Origin of the sequence: Bacteroides sp. 14(A), from assembly GCF_000526555.1 — a bacterium.
Lineage (GTDB): Bacteria > Bacteroidota > Bacteroidia > Bacteroidales > Bacteroidaceae > Bacteroides > Bacteroides cellulosilyticus.
This window is the reverse complement of record NZ_JAGH01000002.1, coordinates 1,691,346-1,714,100: the sequence shown is the minus strand read 5'-3', so window position 1 is coordinate 1,714,100 and position 22,755 is coordinate 1,691,346. Positions and strand designations below refer to the sequence as shown.

Below are 22,755 nucleotides of genomic sequence, written 5' to 3'. Positions count from 1 at the left end.
CTATGAAATATCTGACTCTATGGGCACTTCTCTGCATCCTCTTCGGATGCGGAGGAACCTCCCAGGAAGAACCACCCAAGAAACCATCCAAGATTATCTTCGGATACCTGCAATATGAACAATTGCCCGAATACCAGATTCCCTGGGATCAACTGACTCACCTGAGCATCGCCTTCGGACGCGCCACAGAAGAAGGTGGCCTGGCTGATGCCGCCAACATCGAAAAGCTTTTGCCCATCTTCCGCGAAGGGCAAAAGAAAGGGGTGAAAGTTCTGTTATCCGCAGGTGGAGGCGGCAACAAGGCCATTATGGCGGGTGTACTGCTTAATGATACTTACCGCAACCGCTTCAAAAAGGAACTGTTGAAAGCTGTGGAAGACTGGGGATTCGACGGTCTTGACATCGACTACGAACACTGGGCAGGCGGTCCGGAAGGCTACGGAGAAGGCGACAAGGAAAAAGTAGCCCTCCTTGAAAACTTCTACAAAGAACTGAGGACGGAACTTCCCAAAGGCAAACTGCTGACTGCCGCCGTGAGTGCCGACTATCCGGAATGGAACGGGGGCTGGGGAAACTATAATGTATATACCAACTCGATGTTTGAATATCTGGACCTGGTCAATATCATGGTGTACGACTTCACCGGTGGTTGGAAATCATCGAAAGTAGCTCAGCACGCCAGCATGGAACACTTCCGCATGGCAGCCAAACGTTGGAGTGAAATCCGCGGAGTACCCAAAGAAAAGATTATCCTCGGAGTGCCTTTCTACGGTGTACACTTCGTATCCGCCGAAACCCCGGTAGGGGCTACACACATGCCGTACAAGGAGATTCTAACGAATTATCCCAACGAACAGGCCACGGAGAAGGACGAAATCGGACTGCTCTTCTACAACGGCAAACCAACCATGCGTGCCAAAGCCGGGTATGTAAATGACAACGGTTACGGAGGTATCATGATATGGGCTATCTCGCACGATTCTCCCAACAAAGAAGAGAGTCTGCTTCAGGTGCTCTATGACGCTTTCACCGAACATTAAGCATCCTCTTGCAGAAGCCATATTCCGAAGACCTGTTTCATTAAAGGAAAGGATATGAAGCAATAAAACATCACATGCAAAAGATGGCATCTTTTGCAACGAAAGGTGGCATCTTACGATGTTAAAGATGGCATCTTTTGCTACAAAAGATGCCACCTTTTGCAAGAGTAGAATAAAGCATCCGGGTGTTTTCATTTAATGAAGAGCATCCAAACTATTAATAATCAAAACATTCAGCACTTATGTCGGCCCCAAACAATAGATTACTTGCACTCGATGTAATAAGAGGGATTACCATAGCCGGAATGATACTGGTAAACAACCCCGGTTCCTGGCAGTCTGTCTATGCCCCGTTGCAACACGCACGATGGCATGGATTAACCCCCACAGACTTGGTTTATCCCTTTTTTATGTTTATCATGGGCGTAGCCATCCACTTTTCATTGCGCAAGTTCGATAAACTCAATACCACCGTCAGCCTGAAAATCATCCGTCGGACCGTAGCTCTCTTTGCCGTAGGAATAGCATTGGATTGTTTCTCCAAACTTTGTTACGGCACTTTCTCCTGGGAACATCTGCGTATTCTCGGCGTCATGCAACGGTTGGCATTGGCTTATGCAGGCGGAGCATTCCTGGCAATTCTTATTCCGAAGAAGTATTATCTTGTCACGGCAGGAGGAATTCTGCTGCTATATCTTGTGTTGCTGCAATGTTTCAACGGATATGTACATTCGGCAGACAACCTGATTGCGGTGATTGACGTCAAACTGCTGGGAGCGGGACATTTAATCAAAGAGGCCGCTGAGGGCGGTAGCTTTGCTTTCGAACCCGAAGGGCTGCTGAGTACGATTCCTTGTTGGGCGCATGTACTGTTCGGCACGTTCGTTGGAAGCCTGATTACGGGGATAGCGGAGAATAAGGAACGTATCCGTCAGATCGCCCTGTTCGGTACGGTTCTGTTGTTCGCCGGTTTCCTGTTACAATATCTCGATCCGATAAACAAGAAACTGTGGACGGCTTCCTACACTTTAATCACTTCCGGAACTGCTTCCCTGCTTCTTGCTTTACTGATAGATATCATTGACGTCAGGCAGAAAAAGCGCTGGTGCCGCTTCTTCGAAGCCTTCGGAGTGAATCCGCTTTTCATGTATGTAGTTGCATGGATCATCAGCGTACTGTTCGGATTGTCATTCATCCCGTGGGGCGAAGCAACCATCAGTGTCCGGGGAATTATCTACAACCGGACGCTGCAACCCTTGCTGGGAGATTATGCAGGATCTCTGGTCTATGCCCTGTTCTTCATCGGGGTGATATGGGCATTGGGATACATTCTCTATCGCAAACGTATTTATATAAAACTGTAAAAAGGTATGTTTAAAGGTAACGTTCAACAAAAGCCTTCCTCCAATCTGCTGCCTATGCTGATGCTGGGAACGCTGTTTTTCATCTTCGGACTGGTATCCTGGGTAAACTCCATCTTGATTCCCTACTTCAAAGTGGCTTGCGAGTTAACCCACACCCAGTCTTATCTGGTAGCCCTGGCATTCTACATCGCTTACCTTGTGATGTCTATTCCCGCTGCCAAACTGATCGGTCGGATCGGCCCCAAGCGGGGTATTATCGCAGGATTGTGGCTTATGGCAGCCGGGACCGTCTTATTCGTTCCGGCAGCCTGCACCCGGGCCTATCCCGTCTTCCTGACCGGACTATTCACCATAGGTACCGGTCTGTCTATCCTGCAAACCGTAGCCAATCCTTATGTCACCATACTGGGACCCATAGAGTCGGCAGCCCGGCGTATCAGTATCATGGGGCTATGCAACAAGATAGCCGGAATCATCGCCCCCCTGCTGTTTGCCGCCGTCATCCTGAAATCAACGGATACCGAATTGTTCGAAGTGCTGAAGAGTAACAGTGTGGCAGGTGCAGAGAAAGACCTCTTGCTGGACGAACTGATACGGAGGGTTATTGTCCCCTACTCGATACTTTCCCTGTTCTTGTTCCTGTTTGGCTGCGCGATACATTTCATCCGGCTGCCCGATCTGAGTAATGAACAGGAAAAGAGTACCTACTCTTCCGGTGACCACAAGTCTATCGGCTCGTACCCATACCTTATATTAGGAGTATTCGCCATCTTCTTTCATGTGGCGGCCCAGGTGATTTCCATCGATACGATTATCAGCTATGCCGAAAGTATGGGATTCAATCTGCACGAAGCCAAGATATTCCCCAGCATCACTTTGTCCTGTGCTCTTGTAGGATATTTCATCGGTATCCTGCTGATTCCCCGGTTTGCCAGCCAGCAACGCATGTTCCGTATCTGCACCGTAGGCGGACTGATATTATCGGTCTGTGTACTGGTGATTCCCGGAGAAGTACAAATGTACGGACATGCCACTTCCCTTTCCATCTGGTGCCTGAGCCTGATGGGAGTATGCAACGCACTGATCTATGCCGGAATCTGGCCGCTTGCCATACATGACCTGGGACGCTGGACGAACCTGGGTTCCTCGTTTATGGTGATGGCACTCTGCGGCAACGCTTTCATGCCGGTCATCTATGGACTGATAGCCGATCATTACGGATTACGGATCGGATATATCGTGCTGATTCCCTGCTTCCTTTATTTGATATTTTACGCATTCTACGGATATAAAATCAATCATTGGTCTGAATTATGGAAACTGAAAAAGGACAAATAACCAGAATTTATAACGGTGAAATCATCACTCCGGAACGTAACTTCGGAGTGGGAACCGTACTCATTGCCGAAGGAAAAATTATCGGCATAGAGCCGGGAAACTATGAAGTACCCGGCAGCATAGGTCACGATGCACACGGCGGCTACATCGCCCCGGGATTCATCGACCTGCACACACACGGCGCAGGTGATTCCGATTTCATGGATTGTACGGAAGAAGACTGCCTCACCATTGCCCGCGAACACCTGCGGCACGGAACTACCTTACTTTATCCTACCACACTGGCTTCGGATAATCAGGAACTGTTTCGCTTCCTCGATATATACGACCGGGTAAAAGATCAGCGTTCGGGTGCCGCTTTCGGTGGTTTACACCTGGAAGGCCCTTACTTTGCCTATGCCTTCAGGGGAGCACAGGATCCGCGTTATCTGCGCAACCCTTCTCCCGAAGAATACATGGAGATATTGGACAGGAGCCAGGATATCGTCCGGTGGAGCATTGCTCCCGAACTTCCGGGGGCACTTGAGTTTGGTGATATACTGCACCGACGTGGCATATTACCTTCCATAGCGCATACAGATGCCATTTATGAAGATGTGGTGGAAGCCGTGAAACACGGTTTTACCCATATCACCCACTTCTACTCCTGCATGAATGGAGTAACCCGCCGGAACGCCTTCCGCTATGCAGGTTGTGTAGAAGCTGGATATTTATTGGACGAAATAACCATTGAACTGATAACGGACGGCGTACATGTTCCGGCACCGCTTATGAAACTGGCAGTAAAGAATAAGGGTGCGGAGAAGATTTCCTTAGTCACCGACTCCATGCGCGGTGCAGGTATGCCCGAAGGGAAAAGCATATTGGGCAGTCGTGCCAAAGGACGCGAAGTACTCATTGAGGACGGAGTAGCCAAGATGCCCGACCGCCAGTCCTTTGCGGGAAGCGTAGCTACGGCCGACCGCTTGGTACGGAATATGTACCGGATGGGAGAACGTCCTCTGGAAGAAGCCGTGCGCATGATGACGCTCACCCCCGCCGAAATAATGGGCATTGCGGACAGGAAAGGAAAGATTGCCAAAGGATATGATGCCGACATTGTAATATTCGACCCGGATATCCGCATCAACCGGGTATTCATTAACGGAGAAACATTATTTGAACAACCATGAACATAAAAGAAATTAAGAAAGAAGCTTTACTGGCACGGATATGCGCTACCCGCCAGATTATGGGCGAAGATGCCGCACAAGCAGCAGCCGAAAGTATCAACCAATTATTAAAAGAAAAAGAGGAAATCAATATTCTGTTTGCAGCGGCCCCCTCACAAAACGAGTTTCTGGCCGCCTTGCAGAAGTATGCTCTTCCCTGGAACCGCATCCATGCCTTGCACATGGACGAGTACATCGGTCTGCAAGCGGATGCGCCTCAACGCTTCGGGAATTATCTCAAAGAACACATATTTGCCGCACTTCCCTTCAAGTCTATACATTATTTATATATAGAAGGCGCCTCACCCGAAAACATCTGCACCCACTATGAAGAAGTTTTGCAAAAGCATCCCATCGACATTGTTTTCATGGGAATCGGTGAAAACGGGCACATCGCCTTTAATGACCCGCATGTGGCATTGTTTGATGATCCCCAGCAGGTAAAAGTGGTATTACTGGACGAGGTATGTCGCACACAACAGGTACACGACGGTTGTTTCTCCAGTCTGGAGAAAGTACCCCAACAGGCAGTCACCATTACGATACCGGTTATGATGAAAGCTACCCGTATCTTTTGCATAGTACCGGGAAAGCCAAAGGCGAATGCTGTGAAAGAAACATTATACGGCCCTGTCAGCACCACTTGCCCGGCTTCTATTTTACGTACTCATCCCCATGCGACGCTTTATTGTGACCGGGACAGTGCGTCACTTTTATCCATCTAAAAAATAAAGACCATGAATCATACCCTTCGTTCCATATACAAAAGTTTACTTTTAGTAAGCGTATTCCTGTGCCTGTGTATTCCGGTCCGTAGCGCAGCCCCTCCTTCCGACTTCAAAGTCAGGGCTTTCTATCTGGATTGCCGTACACAGGTAATGACGGTTTCGGCAATCAAGGAACTGGCGTCCGACCTTTCAAAGAAAGAGATAAATACTCTGCTGATAGAGTATGAAGCAACATTCCCTTTCCAAAAGCATGCCACTTTGTGTAATCAATTGGCATTCAGCCGCAGCGAAGTGCAGGATATTGTAAGCTATTGCACTTCGCTCGGCATTGAAGTAATCCCGTTACAGAACTGTTTCGGACATTGCGAATACATATTAAGGCACGACCGGTACGCACATTTGCGTGAAGACAGTAAGGAAGTGTCGCAAGTATGTCCCCTCAAGATAGAAGAAGCTAAAAAGGTATTCCGGGAAATCTTCCGGGAAGTGGCAGAATTGCATCCGTCACCTTATTTCCATATAGGAGCTGACGAAACTTATCTGTTGGGAAGTTGCGCACAATGTTCCCAAGTAAATAAGTCGCGCCTTTTTGTTGACTACATAAAAGCCATGTGCGAGGTGGTCAAGGAAATGGGAAAGAAACCTATCATCTGGGCGGATATTATCCTGATGCACCCCGAAGCCGTTCAAGAGTTACCCAAAGATCTCATCTACGTTGACTGGAATTACGGTTGGGAACCGGACCGCTTCGGTAAACTGGATAATCTGCTGAAGCTCGGTGTAAAGATGTGGGGAGCAGCCTCCCTGCGTTCGGCACCCGACAATACATATCTGACCCAGTGGATGAAGCATTTCAATAACCTGGCTACTTTCCTGCCCTTTGCGCGTGCTCACGGATATGAGGGAATGATAGAAACTTCCTGGTCAACCAGCGGAACTTATGGTTTCCACTATGATAACGGTTGGGAAATAATCAGTATGCAACCCATCCGGCAGGTATATCCCATGTCAGGATTCCAATTGCTGATAGACGCTTATTGCAAAGCGGTTAATTCATCAGAAGCGATTCATGCCGAAACTTTCATAAAAGAGTATGCACAGCAACGCTATGGGCTGTCGGAGGACGAAGCGCAAACCTTTCTCAACTATTTCCTGCTTCCCCAAGAGTTAGTCCGTCACGGAAAGGATGCTAAAGGAAAGCCGATAGAACAGGTGATACAGGAATGTGAAGAGTTGAAAAGCAACTTCAACAAGATCGTTCCTCGGAAACAGGGCGGTGAATTCGAACATTATCGCCTGATGCTGGACCTGCGCATCAACTATCTTCAGTACAAAGAAGTGGAGTTCACCTACGAATCTTCGAGATATGATGTATCACAGGCTTCCGGACTTGCCACGCAACTTAAAAAAATCATCAGTGAAGCCGGGAAACTGGACAAACATTTCATCAAACTCAACAAAGATTATCTGAAACCCGGACAAGCGGAAGAGATCAACGTATTGAGAAATGAGAAGATGAACGAACTCTACCGGACTTTAAGCAGACAGGCCGGTTTGTAGTTTTCTTCAGTACCGGAAGTATACTTTTGCGTCCGTTTATGTGAAAATTCGAAGATAATCACGTACATTTGCATTTGTACAATCAATTAAATACTAACACCATGAGAAAACTTAACCACGCACTTCTTGCAAGTGCTCTCGCCTTGGCATGCGCTTCGTGTACCGCGGAGAAAGAAGCTAACTACCAAGTGATACCTCTCCCCCAAGAGGTTAGTTTACCCCAAGGAAATCCGTTCAAACTGAACGAAAATGTTTTCATCGCTTATCCGGAAAACAATGCCTTATTGCAACGCAATGCTGAGTTCCTGTCGGAGTACATCCAACAAGCCACGAACTACGCACCGAAAACAAAGGCCATCGCGGCAGGAGAACAAGTGAAAAATGCAATTGTACTGGGGCTCGACCCGGGCATTGCAAACAAGGAAGGCTATGTGCTGACTACCACCCCCGAAGGAATCAGCATCAACGGACAAACCGAAAACGGAGTGTTCTATGGCATCCAGACTTTACGCAAATCCATTCCCGCCGAAGCCAAAGGAGCAACCGTCCTGATACCGGCAGGTGAAATTAAGGACGAACCGCGCTTCAGTTACCGCGGTATGCACCTCGACGTAGGACGTCACTTCTTCCCCAAAGAGTTTATAAAGAAATATATAGACTTGCTGGCACTGCACAATATGAATACTTTCCACTGGCACCTGACTGAAGACCAGGGCTGGCGTATTGAGATCAAGAAATATCCGAAACTTACGGAAATAGGTTCTCAACGCAGTCGTACGGTAATCGGAAGGAACACACAAGAGTACGACAATACGCCGTATGGTGGTTTCTATACACAGGAAGAAGCTAAAGAAATCGTGAAGTATGCGCAGGAACGTTACATCACGATAATTCCGGAAGTAGACTTGCCGGGACATATGCTTGCCGCATTAGCTGCTTATCCGGAAATGGGATGTACAGGCGGTCCATATGAAGTATGTCCTCGTTGGGGCGTATTTGAAGACGTACTCTGCATCGGTAATGATAAAACCATGCAATTCCTGGAAGACGTAATGAGTGAAATCATCGAAATATTCCCATCAGAATATGTACATATCGGTGGCGATGAAGCTCCACGTACCCGTTGGGAAAAATGTCCGAAATGCCAGGCACGTATCAAAGCGGAAGGGCTGAAAGCTGATAAAAAACATACCGCAGAAGATCGCCTGCAAAGTTATTGCATGACACGTATCGAGAAGTTCCTGAACAGCAAGGGACGCCGGATTATCGGCTGGGACGAAATTCTGGAAGGCGATGTAGCCCCCAATGCGACAGTAATGTCATGGCGCGGAGCATCCGGAGGCATAGAAGCGGCACAAATGGGACATGATGTAATTATGACGCCCAATACCTATTGTTATTTCGATTATTATCAGACGGCAGACACCAAGGATGAACCGCTGGGTATCGGTGGATATGTACCCATAGAAAAGGTGTATAGTCTGGATCCTACTTTCGATCTGAATGAAGAACAGAAAAAACATATTATTGGTGCCCAAGCCAACTTATGGACAGAGTACATAACTACCACCGAACATGTGGAATACATGGTATTACCCCGTATGGCTGCCCTTGCCGAAGTACAATGGACGCAACCCGAAAAGAAAGATTTCAAAGATTTCACTAAACGCCTGGCTCGCCTGATGAAGTTCTATCAAAGAGATGGCTTCAACTATGCCAAGCATGTATTCGATTTGAAGGTCGACTTCACACCGGATGTTGCCAAGAAAGCGGTAGTAGTCACATTGAGTACTATTGATGACGCTCCTATTTATTATACATTAGATGGGACCGAACCGACTACAGCTTCATTGAAATACACAGAGCCTGTTGCCATTACTGAAACAGCAGATTTCCAGGCAGTGGTTATCCGCCCGGAAGGAAAGAGTAAAGTGGTGAATAAAAAGATTTCTTTCAATAAGGCTACATATTGCCCTATCGAACTGACCTTCCAGCCTTCGGAAAAATATAAATTCGGAGGTGCTATCACCTTAGTAGATGGTATGAAGGGAAATGATAGCTATGCCACCGGAGCCTGGTTAGGCTTTGTAGGTGGTGATGTGGAAGCCATCATCGACCTGGGACAGGAAACAGAAATCAAACGGGTAGCTACGAACGCCATTGTCGATATGAGTGCCTGGATTATGGGAAGTACAGGGTTGGTAGTCTCTGTATCTGACGATAACAAAGAGTTCCGCGAAGTAGCCGTTAAGGATATTCCGGCAGAAACAAACATTGATAAGAAAGGTGTGGAAAACTATGAGATAACTTTCGATCCGGTGAAAGCACGGTATGTGAAAGTTGTCATCAAGCGCAGCCCTGCCCTGCCGAAAGGACATGCAGGCGAAGGAAAAGCTGCTTATATGTTCATTGACGAAATAGAGGTGGATTAGAAACCTCTCCCCAATGGAGGGAGAGGAGAAACTTTAGAACTGGAAATAAATGAAAGGCTGAATCTCCGTACTCTTCATCTGGATTACCAAGTAAATTAAAGCAAGCATCAGAACCGCCTTTCCCATAAGGGGAAGGCGGGTTACTGTTTTACAGCAAGCGTTCTCCCAACGATCAGGGCAGAAATGCAGAAAGAAACCCAATGCCATCAGTGCAAACACTTCCCAATAGCCTGCAATCAGTTGTGGGAAAAGTTGCGGACGGAAAGTGGTACAGATCTGTTTGATCATATCCAAAGAAGTGGAAAAGTCCGCATTACGGAAGAATATCCAGCAGAAACAAACAAAGTGGAATGTGATCAGTATACCGAAGAAACGGCGGATGCCGTGGCTTTCTTCTCCCTTCTTTCTTCCAGTCAACGTCATCCAGAATTTATGTGCCGCCAAAGCAATGCCATGGAACAATCCCCAAACGACAAAATTCCAGGAAGCGCCATGCCACAAACCACCCAAAAACATGGTAATGACAAGATTGGCATACTGGCGAATCTTTCCTTTCCGGTTTCCACCCAAAGATATATAGAGATAATCTTTCAGCCAACTGGAAAGCGAAATGTGCCATCGCCGCCAAAACTCCGTAATAGAAGCGGACTTATAAGGAGAGTCAAAGTTCTTATTAAAATGAAAACCTAACAACAAGGCTATTCCGATAGCCATATCACTGTATCCGGAAAAGTCGCAATAGATTTGCAAGGCATATCCATAAACACCCATCAGATTCTCTACTCCGGAATAGAGCGTAGGATTATCAAAAATACGTTCTACAAAGTTCACACTGATATAATCCGAAATAATCGCTTTCTTGAACAGACCGCTTGCAATCAGGAATATCCCCCTTCCGAACATCTCATGGGATACGAACAAAGGACGGCGTATCTGTGGGATAAAGTCACGGGCACGTACAATAGGACCTGCCACCAATTGTGGGAAGAAGGATACGTAAAAAGCATAATCCAGCAAATTAGTAAGAGGGGTTATATCTTTGCGATAAACATCGATGGTATAGCTAAGTGACTGGAAAGTAAAGAAAGAAATACCCACAGGGAGGAATATATCGTAATGATGGAACGTGCCGCCTAGCAGCGAAGCGAAGACATCTCCCAGAAAATTAGTATATTTGAAGTATGCAAGCAAACCAAGATTAATAGCAAGGCTAAGCACAACACTTGCCTTACGTTTCCAGCCTACGGAAGTACCTGCCATAAAACGAGCAATAAAGAAATCGCTTACCGTGACAAGTGCCAGCAGGAAAAAGTAAGTTCCGCTACTTTTATAATAAAAATAATAGGAGAATGCGGTAACAAACAACAAGCGTGCAGTCAGACGGCGTTGCAACAGCAGATAAACCAGTATAAATGCTGCAAACAACCACAAGAAAATACCGCTACTGAATATCATCGGCGCTTGCGGGTCATAAACGAATACGTCTCGCAGACGGTTAAAGTCAATATCCCACATAATCATTATAGGCTTTTAAAAGAGCTTGATAAAACAATTCACCTTGCAGCACATATCCTTCGGGAAGATAATGTACATGGTCCGGACGCATCAATTTTGCTTCCTGCCAGTTCAAACAAGCACGCTGTCTCCCTCCCACCGCTTCGTACATATCCCACACTGCAAGACCGTTGTCATCAGCAAAGCGACGCATGGTTTCTACGGCAATAGCAGTACGGGGATTAATGGAATAGGTGCGGCGGCGACGACTTTTCCGGAAGCTGTCGTAGGAACCGGGAGGAGTTGTCATCAGTAAGGGTACATTGGGCAGACTGTCGCGAAGCATACGCACCAGTTCATCCATTTGTCGGTAGTGTAACAGGGTGTTATAACGTCGGTTATGGCTTTCGTTCGTTCCGAAAGACAGTATAACCAGGTCAGGATGCAGGGCGGCAATATCAGAAATACGGTCGGGACGGGTAAAGGTGGTACAAAAAGCGCCATTGATACCCATATCGGTATAAGAGATAGCACCAAAAGTTTCTGTCAGCAGCGTTCCGGTGGTACGGGGCAAGATACGTCCACGGATATGGCTGTCACCGATATGTACGATACGGATGGTATCTGTAGAAAAGCCGGCATGTAACAAACGCAACTTTTCCCAAAAAGGATTGAGGATGCCAAGGCTATCCGTCAACTCATTTTCACCAAGTTGCTGAAAGCCGGAAGGAAAAGCTATTTGAGGAACAGCAACAGTATCCGTACGCTGGGAATAAGAACGGAGTGTGTCACAATTTGCTGTGACTTTATTAATTAGAGGGCAGGATGGAATAGGGTCCTGGGCATGAAGCGGAAAAAAGCATAGAAGAAAGAATATTAGTATATAAGAAAATTTTAGGCGCGGATTACGCGGATTACACGGATTCTTTTGTCTCAAGAAAGTTACATTTAGAGTATTCGTATCTACACTGTAATCCGTGTAATCCGCGTAATCCGCGCCTAAAAAATCGTTCAATAGAACCCTATTTACATTATTCCGCTTCATAAGCCCTCCTCCTGTCGTACTGTTCCTTTCCATACACAAGCGCTTCATAAAGTAGGCCTGCCAGGTGCTTACCTCCCCGGAAATTAATATGCGTATAGTCATAATTCGCCAAAGAAGGCTTGGCATGTACCAGATTCGCCATGCTTCCCTCTCCTCCCATTGCTTCGAACATATTCCAGAAAGCAATGTCGTTATCCGCCGCCAGATTTTGTTGGTAACGCACCAGATTTTTAATGCCGGGCATTGTGCGTAGAGTGCCATCTTCCGTCTTATAATCCCGGTCACCTACGCTGACTATCAAGATACCTGCTTGTGGAAATGCATCCTTCAAATGATCAATAGTAGTCTGCATACCTGCAATGTATTTGTCATAATTCCGCCCACGTTCAGTAGCAACGTTCAATCCATATTGCAAGATAATCAGATCGTAAGGACGCTGCTCATTAAATTCGTGCATCATCCACACAGGAATAGAACGCAAGGATAAGCCCGAACTGCCGCGCAAAGAGAAATTATCCAGGATAATTCCTTTTTTACCATCCATAGCCAAACCATAGAATAAGGTAGAGTCCGCCTCATCAACCGTCCAACGGACAGAACCGATGTTTCCATCCACTTGCATTTCCTGCAAATCATCTGTAGCCAGGAAAGTACGGGTTTGCTTTTCGTTCCGGTTGACATTCACAGAAAGGGTGACTTCTCCTTTACTATAAAAGAAGATAGAAGCCTGTTCACAGGTATCCAGATGGGAAGCATATTTATTCTGTCCCTTCAGTTCCACATAAGCACCGGGACGGGGAACAAAGTAATGTCCGGAAATACCTTGCTTCTTGCGATCAAAGAAAGTAGAATCCATTACAGAATGGCTTTGCCAACCACCAAACGAATGCCGCACGGTAGGGCGGAATCCGCTGGTCATAGAAGTAATGGTAACAAAACCTACTCCGCAACCACCATATTTATCCTGCAACATATTACGCAAATCCGCAGTAAGAATATCCGCTTCAATGAAGGAATCTCCGAAAACGGCAATACGTACCTGACGGGGACGCTGTGCCAATTCATCCAAAGCCCGGTAAAAAGGTGTCATGCCACGCAGAGTAGAGTCGCTGTAGTCTTCAATGCACGTCATACCCGCACGGCAGGTATCCACAAATGCAGGTTTCACCTTCGGCGGAGGCGGAAGCAAACTGTCCGGTTCTTCCGCAATATCTTTCTGAGTACGCACGTCACCCAGCAAGTCGACACGCCTCATTACGTGTTCACCTACCGTAAAAGCGGGCAGGAAGTACATCAGTAACAAGCCCGCCAATATAATCAATGCCCAAATGCAAGTATATTTCAGATAATTCTTTTCCATGTTGTCCATAAAGGATTTGCAAAGATAGAGAAAAGACATAAAAAGAGAGGGAAATCTTCACGTTTTGTAAGATTTCCCTCTATCAAGTTATTAGTGAACGCCTCCACTACCCTATGCGACGGTCTTGCACAGGCTATGCGGGCGTCTTGCGTAAACTATATAGTCTTCTCGATATTCCAGACGAATGCCCGGAGACCGAGTTGCTGCGTCTCTTCGTCCATCCGATGGAGCGCATCGAGCAACGGGTCAACTTTAGCTTCGTCTACAATAGTAATAATAGCAGAGCACATACTGGGCCATGCGTGACTGCCATAATGCGGCTCTCCCGTCTTGCTGCCACGTCCCTGCACTTGCTGCCAATAGCTGAATCCACGGCAACCCTGACGGTCGAGTAACGCCATAATGCGCTCAAAGAACGCCTGGTCGAATGTTATAAATACGGATTTCATTTGATTTATGATTTATGATTATGATCTATGAACCACAAAACGATAAAGACCGAATGGCAATTCATAAATCATAAATCCAATTATTGTTTTCTTGGTTTCGTCATCTTCTCTTTATGAACCTGATAGTAATCATTCAGTTCACGATCTTTCTTGATCTTACGACGGTTGCGTCTGATACCAATACCGGCAAACGAACAATAAAGCACGGGAACTAAAATCAGCGTCAAGATGGTAGATACCGTCAAACCACCAATTACGGCCACACCCAACGGACGCCACATCTCGGCACCTTCACCCTGACCTACAGCCATCGGAACCATACCGAGGATAGTAGTCAACGTAGTCATTAATACCGGGCGCAAACGGCTACGACCTGCCGTAACCACAGAGTGGAGTACCGCCATACCGCGCTCGCGACAGAGTGTGATGTAGTCAATCAGCACGATACCGTTCTTCACCACGATACCAATCAACATGATTCCACCCAGCAAACTCATTACGTTCAGGTTGGTGCCCGTAAAGAAGAGGGCCATCAACACACCGCTGAACGCAAACGGGATGGAGAACATGATAATAAACGGATAACTCAAAGACTCAAACTGGGCGGCCATTACTATAAATACCAGAATGATAATCAGTACAGCCAGTGTACCCAAGTCGGAGAACGAATCTTGCTGGTCCTCATACGAACCCGAAATCTGGATAGAAATACCACTCGGCAAGTCCATCTTATCGATAATGGCATTACCATCGGCAACTACATCACCCAACGGAACTCCGGAAATAACGGCGGATACCGTCACAACACGTTCACGGTCCTTACGCTCGATGGTAGGAGGAGCTGAGCGCTCAACTACTTTACCGAGATCTTTTATACGGACACCATCACCGGAAGGTGTATAGATAAGAATGTTCTCCAAATCTTCAATCTTTGTACGGAACTCGGGAGCATAACGTACACGGATGTCGTACTCATCACCATCCTCACGATAATAAGAAGCCAAGGCTCCGTTCACGCGATTACGCAGATAACCGGAAGCGGTTGACAAATTCAGTCCATGTAATGCTAATTTCTCACGATCAAAGTCTACCTGATATTCAGGTTGGTAATCTTGACGGCTGATATTTACTTCACTTACACCTTTTACATCCAGCAGTTTCTCTTTCAGCTCAGCCGAGACTTTATCCGTTGCGGTAAAATCATAACCATATACCTCGAAGTCAGCACTGGCCTGGGCACTCATACCACCGGTACTACCACCAAGGATTACCTGCGCTTTATCCAATTCAGGATAAGCCTTCAGGTCTTCACGCATTTCGTCGCAGACCGTTTCCAGCTTTACATCACGATCGCCCGGACTTACTAAACTAATATTAAAGCTGATAATATGGCTACCATTATCCTGCATTGAGGCGAAAGTATTGTCCGAATCAGCCTGTCCCACCGTATAGTTACAAACCTTCATCACACCTTCGTAACGCTTCATCCACTTTTCCGTCAGTTCCGAAGCCAATGCTTGCGCACGCTCTACACGAGCACCTATGGGAAGTTGCAAATTCACACCGATACGACTATTATCAGCCGCCGGGAAGAACTCCGTACCAATATATTTGGCACAGAACAAACTTGCCACAAAGAAAGTGGCACAACCAATCATGATAGTTATACGATGGCGTACAGCCCAATTCAGACGGTTCTGATACCACACATCGAGTGCATCGAGCGCACGCTGAATCGGTTTATAGAAAGCAATGAACCACTTACTCTGCTTCTTCTGCAAACGCAGGAGTTGCGCACACATCATCGGTGTAAATGACAAAGCCGAAATAGTAGAAACAGTCATGATCACACACATCATCCAACCCAACTGGCGGAACAATACACCGGACATACCGCTCACCATAGTCAGCGGGAAGAATACCGCAATCATGGTCAGCGTCGAGGCAATAACGGAGATGGCCACCTCATTCGTGGCATGAACCGCTGCCTGCTTCGGCTCGGACCCTCGTTCAATATGGGTCGTCACATTCTCAAGCACTACAATAGCATCGTCCACCACATTACCGATAGCAATGGAAAGACAAGAGAGCGAAATAATATTCAGCGAACCGCCATCTATAATACCCAAATAGATAAATGAAGCTACCAATGACATTGGGATAGTGATACAGATAATAACCGTAGCACGCCAACGCCCCAGGAATACAAACACTACCAAGATTACGAACAACATGGCGTACATGATAGTCTCTTCCAAACTGTCAATGGTATTCAGGATGTTATCGGAAGTATTAACAATGATACCCAGCTTCACGTCACTCGGCAACGATTTCTGCAACTGCGGCAACATATCAATTACTTTTTGTGAAATAGCCACAGAGTTGGCACCGGACTGCTTTTGTACCACAATCATAGCACCTTGCACGCCATTACTATACGTCTTCTGCGCACGTTCTTCCACAGAGTCTACCACTGTTGCCACATCGCGCAAATAAACGGAAGCTCCATTGTGCGTACCTACTACAATATTCTCCATCTCCTTGGGGTCCTTGAACTCCCCCTCTACACGAAGTGAATAGGTATTGTTTCCCACATCGAAGGTACCACCCGGTGTATTGCGGTTTTCAGCACTAATAATAGAACTGATGGTCTCCACTGAAAGATTATAAGCATCCAGTTTGTTAGGATCGCAATAAACATTCACCTCACGTTTGGGTGCACCGGAGATAGACACCGTACCCACACCCGGCACACGAGCCAGCGGATTTACGATGTTGTCGTCCAATATTTTATAAAGTGCCGGCTGACTCTCTTCCGCCTGAACGGAAAGCAGCAGGATAGGAATCATGTCCGTACTGAACTTAAAGATAATAGGTGTCTCCACTTCATCGGGAAGCTGAGAGCTTACCATATCCAGTTTATCACGCACATCATTCGTCAGCACGTCAATATCATATCCATATTCGAACTCCAATGTTATCACAGAGATATTCTCTGAAGATCTGGAAGTAATATGTTTCAGGTTGCTGACAGAATTCAGCGTATTTTCTAACGGACGGGTCACATTGTTCTCAATATCCGACGCACTGGCTCCCGCATAGGAAGTCATCACCATAATGGTGTTGGTCTCGATATCCGGGTAAAGATCCACCGGTAATTTTGACAAAGAGAACAGACCAAATATCGCTACTGCCAAAAAGCAGAGCGAGGTCATAATCGGTTTTTTAACCGCTCCTTCGTATAAACTCATGTTATTAGTGTTTAGTGATAAGTGATGAGTGATGAGCTCCTTGCAGCATTATGACACAAGAAGCAGTCACTAATCGCTAATCGTTAATCATTATTTCTCGACTTCTACTTCTACGCCATCAGCCAACTTAGACTGTCCTGCAACGACCACCTGCGAATTGTTATCCACACCGGAAATCAACTCATATTCCGTATCCATACGACGGCCCAGTTCAACTTTGTTATAAGAAACTTTTCCGTCCTTATATACATATACATAGCGGTCGCCGGAACCGGCACGTTTCACAATAGCCAAATCGGGCACAACTACGTGTTCCTGTGTTCCGAAATTCAACGTTACACGGGCAAACATACCCGGACGGACTTTCTGGTCGCGGTTAGTCAAACGCACTTCAACAGGGAAAGTACGGGTATTCGGGTCAATGGTAGGATAAACCAGATTTATCGTTCCTTCAAACTCTTCGTCACCATACACATCTACTTTGACAGCCACGGGAGCTCCCTTCTTTACTTTCGCAAAGTAGCCTTCGGAAACGTTGATCATCAGTTTCACCGGAGTGATTTGCTCTACTACCAACACCGGATCACCTCCACTGTACATATCGCCGTTATCGTAATTACGAGCTGTCACCACACCATTGATGGGGCTGAGCAACGCAGTATTTTCCAACAGATTCTTATACGTTGTCTTCTGTACGTCCAATGCCATTTTGGCCGCATCCCATTCTGATTTGGAAGTGCCGCCCACCTTATATAATTCGTCAGTACGCTTGAATTCTATTTCTTGGTTATCCAGACGGAACTTCGCCTGCTTCAGATTGGCAGCATCCATCTGTACCAATTTCTGACCTTTAGATACACGGTCGCCCACTTCCACAAATATCTGATCGATACGCACCGGAGAAGAAGGAGCAATATTGTTTTTCACTTCTGCCTGAACAGTAGCGGTATATTCTTGGATCTGATCTACAGGACGTGCGGTCACAGAGGCCAGTTTAACTCTCGGTTTTTCATCTACCTTTTCAGCTGTAGCCTTGTCTTTCTCTCCACCACTGCATGAGCTCAGCAGAGCAACTGCCACCAGGGCAATTAATTGAACACTTTTTTTCATATCGTTGTGATTTTTCTTTTTACTTATTAGTTGAATAGTCGCGACCTAAAACCTGGTCAAGATCAGCCTTAGATACCAGATAGTCGTAAATAGATTGGTTATAAGTCAGTTCAGCCTGGGTTAACGACACTTGCGAACTGTTAAGTTCCAGCACTGTACCTTTACCTACTTCATAGCGCTTCCCGGCTATTTCCACTGCCTTCTGAGCTTGCATTACGTTCTCTTTATTACTTACCACCTGCTCTGAACTTGCTGCCATATTGTTCTGGTAGCTGGTAATCTGCATGTTCAGTTTACGCTCCGTATCCGTGCGGTTTTCCTTTAACTGATTAATCTGAATTCGTGCGGTCTTCAGTTTCGTAAAGTTACTGGCTTTATAAAGAGGGATATTCAGGGTAAATACCAAAGCAGAACTTCCGCCCCAATTATAGTCGAACACATTCCAGTTATTATTATACAATGACTGGTATTGATAAGAATAGTTCATTCCCAGTGTCGGCATGAAGTTTGTTTTCAGAGATTTCAGACTCTGATTGAGCATCTTCATGTTCAGGTCGAATTGCTTCATTGTGGTATTGTTCACCAAACCTTCATTCAGTTCATTCAATTGGTTAGCAAACAAATCGGTCTCATAATTAGCCAGATTATCGGCAATCTTGAGATCGAAGTCTTCCGTTATTCCCATCAGCACTTTCAGCTGAAGTTTGGATAAGGTAACGGCATTTCCCGCTGAAATGACATTCGGCTTTACACTACGCATTTGTACTTCAGCGCTAATCTTATCAAATTCGCTGACGGCTCCCTGCTGGTATTTTGCATTGACCACGTTATAATTGTCTTCCGCCAATTTATAACTCTTCTGCAAAACCTCATAAGAGTCTTGTGCCAACATTAACTGATAATACGCTTTAGTAACCTGATTCACCAGATCCTGCTTAGAAGCACGAGATTTTTCTACTGCCAATTCTATGTCGGTTTTCGTCATAGACATTGCTTTGTAGACCGAAGGGGCAAATAACGGTAAGCTGATATTCAGAGTCCCGCTTACTGTATTCGAATCGTCCTGACCCATTTTGAAAGACTGACCGCCGAGGTTCATCTGGGCTGCCGTAATCGTATGGTTCCATGTTCCGCCAATGCTGGCCTCTGGCAATAAACTTTGCCAGGTCTCCTTGTTAGCCACCTTTTTCAGGGCTATTTCCTCTTCAGCAACCTTTATCGTAGGGTTATCACTAAGTGCGATTTCCAGTGCTTTGTCGAGGGTCAAGGTTAGGGGTTCTTTTGTTTCCTGTGCCTGTACATAGCTTATAGCCAATAAAAGGACCACAGTCAACATAATTTTCTTACTTGCCAAAAATAGTTGTCTGTCCATAAAAATAAATCTGTATGTATATTAGGATTATTTTTTATTCCGTATTGGGCTGTCGGCTCTTACGGTATTCCCGGATAAATTCTTCCAGTTTACGAGCACCTTTTTCTGTTGATATTCCCCGGAGATAAGTGAACATGATAGATTCATATACTTCCAGGAAAGAGTGCTCTTTACAGAGATCCGTATTCATCAGCAAGTCGAGCTGTTCGCGCACCAACAGGTTTACAATCGTAAAGTTAACATCATCGCGGAAGTACCCTTGCTGTATACCCAGTTTAAAGAAAGCAATCGTTTCCTCGGAATCGCGGTTGCGACGCTTCATCAATTCAGCATAGACTTTAGGGTATTTCTTGATGTCTTCAAAAAACTTTTTATTAGTATTGTGAAACTTCTCGATACTCCGCTGGTAGAGTTTTAACAAAACTTCCAATACATTCGAAGCCTTTTCATAGACATCTTTCACGTAAGCATCTCCCTCACGCTGAGCTTTCAGGAGACATTCCATCAGTAAGGTTTCTTTATCAGAAAAAACTTCATACAAAGTACGTTTGGATATACCTAATGCCGCAGCAATGTCATCCATCGTAATACTCTTGATGCCATGAGTAGCAAAAGAATTCAGAGCAGTATCGATGATACGCTCCCGCAACTCTAATCTTTGAGGGTGTTCTTTCATATTGTCGCCCGTTTTCATTTCAATTTTCTCTTTAATTTTTTAGATTTCAAGTAGAAGAATGTCCACTTTCGGAATAAAACTGGGCAAATATAGAAAGAAAACTCAATTCACCAATTGAGTTTCCTTTGAAAGATTAACTATATTAATATTTATTATGCTTCCGGCAGATTTATTGGGAAGAATGTCAATAATCGAACTTCGTCCGGTTCAGAAACGCCACTGTCTTATGAATTTCTTTGTACATGACAATGTCGTCTTTAATAAAAGGGACTTCCTTGCGATATTCGTTCAGGAAGCGTTCCAAAGCGGGAGAAGTCTTTAACGGACGACGGAATTCAATCCCCTGTGCGGCATTCATCAATTCAATGGAGAGAATGTGTTCCAAATTGTCCATGATGCGGTACAATTTGGTAGCTGCATTAGCTCCCATGCTGACATGATCTTCCTGTCCGTTGGAGGAAACAATGGAATCACTGCTGGCAGCATAGCAATACATCTTATTCTGACTAACCATGGAAGCAGCAGCATATTGTGGTATCATAAAACCGGAGTTCAAACCGGGATTGGCTACCAGAAATTCAGGCAGACCGCGCAGTCCCATGATAAGCTGTGCCACACGCCGCTCGGAAATGTTACCTAATTCGGCAAGGGCGATGCCGAGGAAGTCATAAGAAATGGCAAGTGGCTGACCGTGGAAATTTCCGCCGGAGATGATACGGTCTTCATCGGGAAAAATAGTTGGATTATCCGTTACAGAATTGATTTCAGTCAGCAGGACGGAAGAAACATAACGGATAGCATCTTTCGTTGCACCATGCACTTGGGGGATGCAGCGGAAAGAATACGGATCTTGCACATGGGCTTTGTATTGAGCAATGATTTCACTGCCTTCCAGGAGTTTACGGAAATTATCGCCTGTCTCGATTTGTCCCCGGTGCGGACGAATTTGCTGGATACAATCCATAAAAGGATCAATACGCCCATCGAAAGCTTCGAGGGAAAGAGCGGCAATAAGATCGGCTTTCTTGGAGAGTCGAAAAGCTTTCAGAATGGCAAACACACCATTGGCACTCATAAACTGCGTACCGTTGAGCAGGGCAAGCCCCTCTTTACTCATAAGTTTCACCGGTTCCCAGCCGAACTCATCGAGGACACTAATAGCTTCGCGCTTCTTACCTTTATAATAAACATCGCCCACACCGATAAGCGGCAGGAAGAGATTGGCAAGAGGAGCCAGATCACCGGATGCACCGAGCGAACCGCGGTCGTAGACAATGGGCATCACATCGTTGTTGAAGAAATCGAGGATACGCTGTACGGTAATAACTTGCACACCGCTATGCCCCAGAGAAAGGGCATGGGCTTTCAGCAACATCATTAGTTTGACGATGACGGGACGTATTTCTTCACCGACGCTGCAAGCATGACTCTTTATCAGGTTTTCCTGCAAGGTGCCCAGTTCATCGGGGGATATATTTTTGCTACACAGGGAACCGAAGCCTGTGGTGATACCGTACAAAGGTTCTTCGGACTCGGCTATCTTATGATCGAGGTAGTCGCGACATTTCTGTATCCGTTCTTTGGCTTCGGGGGCCAGTTCCAGTTTCAGATTCTCGTTGATAATTCGTTCGATGATGTCGAATGTGAGTTCACCGGATCCTACATGATAGACATTTTTCATACTCGTAATTCTTGGTTAACAACATCCAATACTTCTTTTTCGCGCTCACAAGCCAAGCGTTCCAGCACATCGGCTTCTCTTTGAAGTTCATCTGCAAAGGTTTTATCTTTGATGGAACCCAGGTTGATGCGAACGTTCAGTAAGGCACCCAGTACAGCTGTACGGGCGGACATCATGGCCACACAAGCATCAGTCACAGCATTACGGTTTCCCAAACGGGCAACGTCGGCAATTACCGACATCAGCTCGTAGGCATTACGTGCTACTTGCATGGGGACAAGAGCGGCATACTTAGTAGCTTCCTGAATGGCAGCACTGCGGGCAGCTTTTTCTTCATCGGTAGCCTTAGGCATTTTAAAGCAGGCAAATACGGCATCATAGGCTTCCGAGTCACGATCTATATCAGCTATGAATACGTCTTTCTCTCTCAGTGCGAGAGAAGCAATATGGTTCATAAGTTCCTCGTGTTCTTCGTAATTCTTCTTGCCGATGGTGAGATTAGCAACCATAGCGGCAAGTGCCGAAGCTACGGCACCGTTCAAGGCAGCAATGCTCCCGCCACCGGGAACGGGATCACTGCCCGCCACTTTATTCAAAAATTCTTTTACTGTTAAATCAACTAACATGGTATTTTTCTTTAAAGG

General features: G+C 46.0%; 17 protein-coding genes. 7 read left to right on the top strand and 10 right to left on the bottom strand.

The annotated features are described in order from the left end of the window. The first annotated feature begins 2 nt into the window (after positions 1-2). From K429_RS0113790 to K429_RS0113760, 7 genes are all read left to right on the top strand, one after another. Positions 3-1,040: a glycoside hydrolase family 18 protein gene (locus K429_RS0113790; RefSeq protein ID WP_022210388.1), complete on the top strand. Its 1,038-nt coding sequence runs from the start codon at positions 3-5 to the stop codon at positions 1,038-1,040. Between the two features lie 242 nt (positions 1,041-1,282). After that, positions 1,283-2,404, top strand: a complete 1,122-nt coding sequence (locus K429_RS0113785) for an acyltransferase family protein (protein ID WP_026367251.1) — start codon at positions 1,283-1,285, stop codon at positions 2,402-2,404. A 6-nt stretch (positions 2,405-2,410) separates the two neighbouring features. Then, positions 2,411-3,742 carry a sugar MFS transporter gene (locus K429_RS0113780; protein WP_007212117.1) on the top strand — a complete coding sequence of 444 codons (1,332 nt, stop codon included), beginning with the start codon at positions 2,411-2,413 and terminating at the stop codon, positions 3,740-3,742. After that, a complete protein-coding gene (nagA, locus tag K429_RS0113775; RefSeq protein WP_026367250.1) occupies positions 3,718-4,914 on the top strand; it encodes an N-acetylglucosamine-6-phosphate deacetylase in 1,197 nt (398 codons plus the stop codon). Before K429_RS0113780 ends, nagA begins: the two co-directional genes overlap by 25 nt. Beyond that, positions 4,911-5,678, top strand: coding sequence for a glucosamine-6-phosphate deaminase (locus K429_RS0113770; protein ID WP_007212115.1), 768 nt, complete (start codon positions 4,911-4,913; stop codon positions 5,676-5,678). Before nagA ends, K429_RS0113770 begins: the two co-directional genes overlap by 4 nt. Positions 5,679-5,690: 12 nt before the next feature. Continuing rightward, positions 5,691-7,241, top strand: a complete 1,551-nt coding sequence (locus K429_RS0113765; protein ID WP_026367249.1) for a family 20 glycosylhydrolase — start codon at positions 5,691-5,693, stop codon at positions 7,239-7,241. A 101-nt stretch (positions 7,242-7,342) separates the two neighbouring features. Then, the gene (locus K429_RS0113760; protein WP_026367248.1) at positions 7,343-9,673 is read left to right on the top strand and encodes a glycoside hydrolase family 20 protein; all 2,331 of its coding nucleotides are present in this window, start codon (positions 7,343-7,345) and stop codon (positions 9,671-9,673) included. Between the two features lie 33 nt (positions 9,674-9,706). On the opposite strand, the gene K429_RS0113755 is transcribed toward K429_RS0113760, so the two are convergent. The 10 genes from K429_RS0113755 to K429_RS0113710 form a co-directional block, all read right to left on the bottom strand. After that, positions 9,707-11,194, bottom strand: coding sequence for an MBOAT family protein (locus tag K429_RS0113755; RefSeq protein WP_022210384.1), 1,488 nt, complete (start codon positions 11,192-11,194; stop codon positions 9,707-9,709). Further along, positions 11,175-12,245, bottom strand: a complete 1,071-nt coding sequence (locus K429_RS0113750) for an SGNH/GDSL hydrolase family protein (RefSeq protein ID WP_369796083.1) — start codon at positions 12,243-12,245, stop codon at positions 11,175-11,177. Before K429_RS0113750 ends, K429_RS0113755 begins: the two co-directional genes overlap by 20 nt. After that, positions 12,199-13,572: an SGNH/GDSL hydrolase family protein gene (locus K429_RS0113745; RefSeq protein WP_026367246.1), complete on the bottom strand. Its 1,374-nt coding sequence runs from the start codon at positions 13,570-13,572 to the stop codon at positions 12,199-12,201. The genes K429_RS0113750 and K429_RS0113745 overlap by 47 nt, the downstream gene beginning before the upstream one ends. Positions 13,573-13,727: 155 nt before the next feature. Then, positions 13,728-14,021, bottom strand: coding sequence for a PG0541 family transporter-associated protein (locus tag K429_RS0113740; protein ID WP_007212108.1), 294 nt, complete (start codon positions 14,019-14,021; stop codon positions 13,728-13,730). 80 nt (positions 14,022-14,101) lie between these two features. Next, entirely contained in the window at positions 14,102-17,272 is a 3,171-nt protein-coding gene (locus tag K429_RS0113735) for an efflux RND transporter permease subunit (protein WP_026367245.1), read from the bottom strand. 90 nt (positions 17,273-17,362) lie between these two features. Further along, positions 17,363-18,382, bottom strand: coding sequence for an efflux RND transporter periplasmic adaptor subunit (locus K429_RS0113730; protein ID WP_026367244.1), 1,020 nt, complete (start codon positions 18,380-18,382; stop codon positions 17,363-17,365). Between the two features lie 19 nt (positions 18,383-18,401). After that, positions 18,402-19,754, bottom strand: coding sequence for a TolC family protein (locus K429_RS0113725; RefSeq protein WP_007219576.1), 1,353 nt, complete (start codon positions 19,752-19,754; stop codon positions 18,402-18,404). A gap of 34 nt (positions 19,755-19,788) precedes the next feature. Then, entirely contained in the window at positions 19,789-20,448 is a 660-nt protein-coding gene (locus tag K429_RS0113720) for a TetR/AcrR family transcriptional regulator (RefSeq protein ID WP_007212104.1), read from the bottom strand. Between the two features lie 166 nt (positions 20,449-20,614). After that, on the bottom strand, positions 20,615-22,111 hold the full coding sequence (gene hutH / locus K429_RS0113715; protein ID WP_026367243.1) for a histidine ammonia-lyase: 1,497 nt from the start codon (positions 22,109-22,111) through the stop codon (positions 20,615-20,617). Continuing rightward, positions 22,108-22,737 (bottom strand): cyclodeaminase/cyclohydrolase family protein, encoded by a 630-nt coding sequence (locus tag K429_RS0113710; protein ID WP_007212102.1) that lies wholly within the window; start codon positions 22,735-22,737, stop codon positions 22,108-22,110. Before K429_RS0113710 ends, hutH begins: the two co-directional genes overlap by 4 nt. Positions 22,738-22,755: the final 18 nt, after the last annotated feature.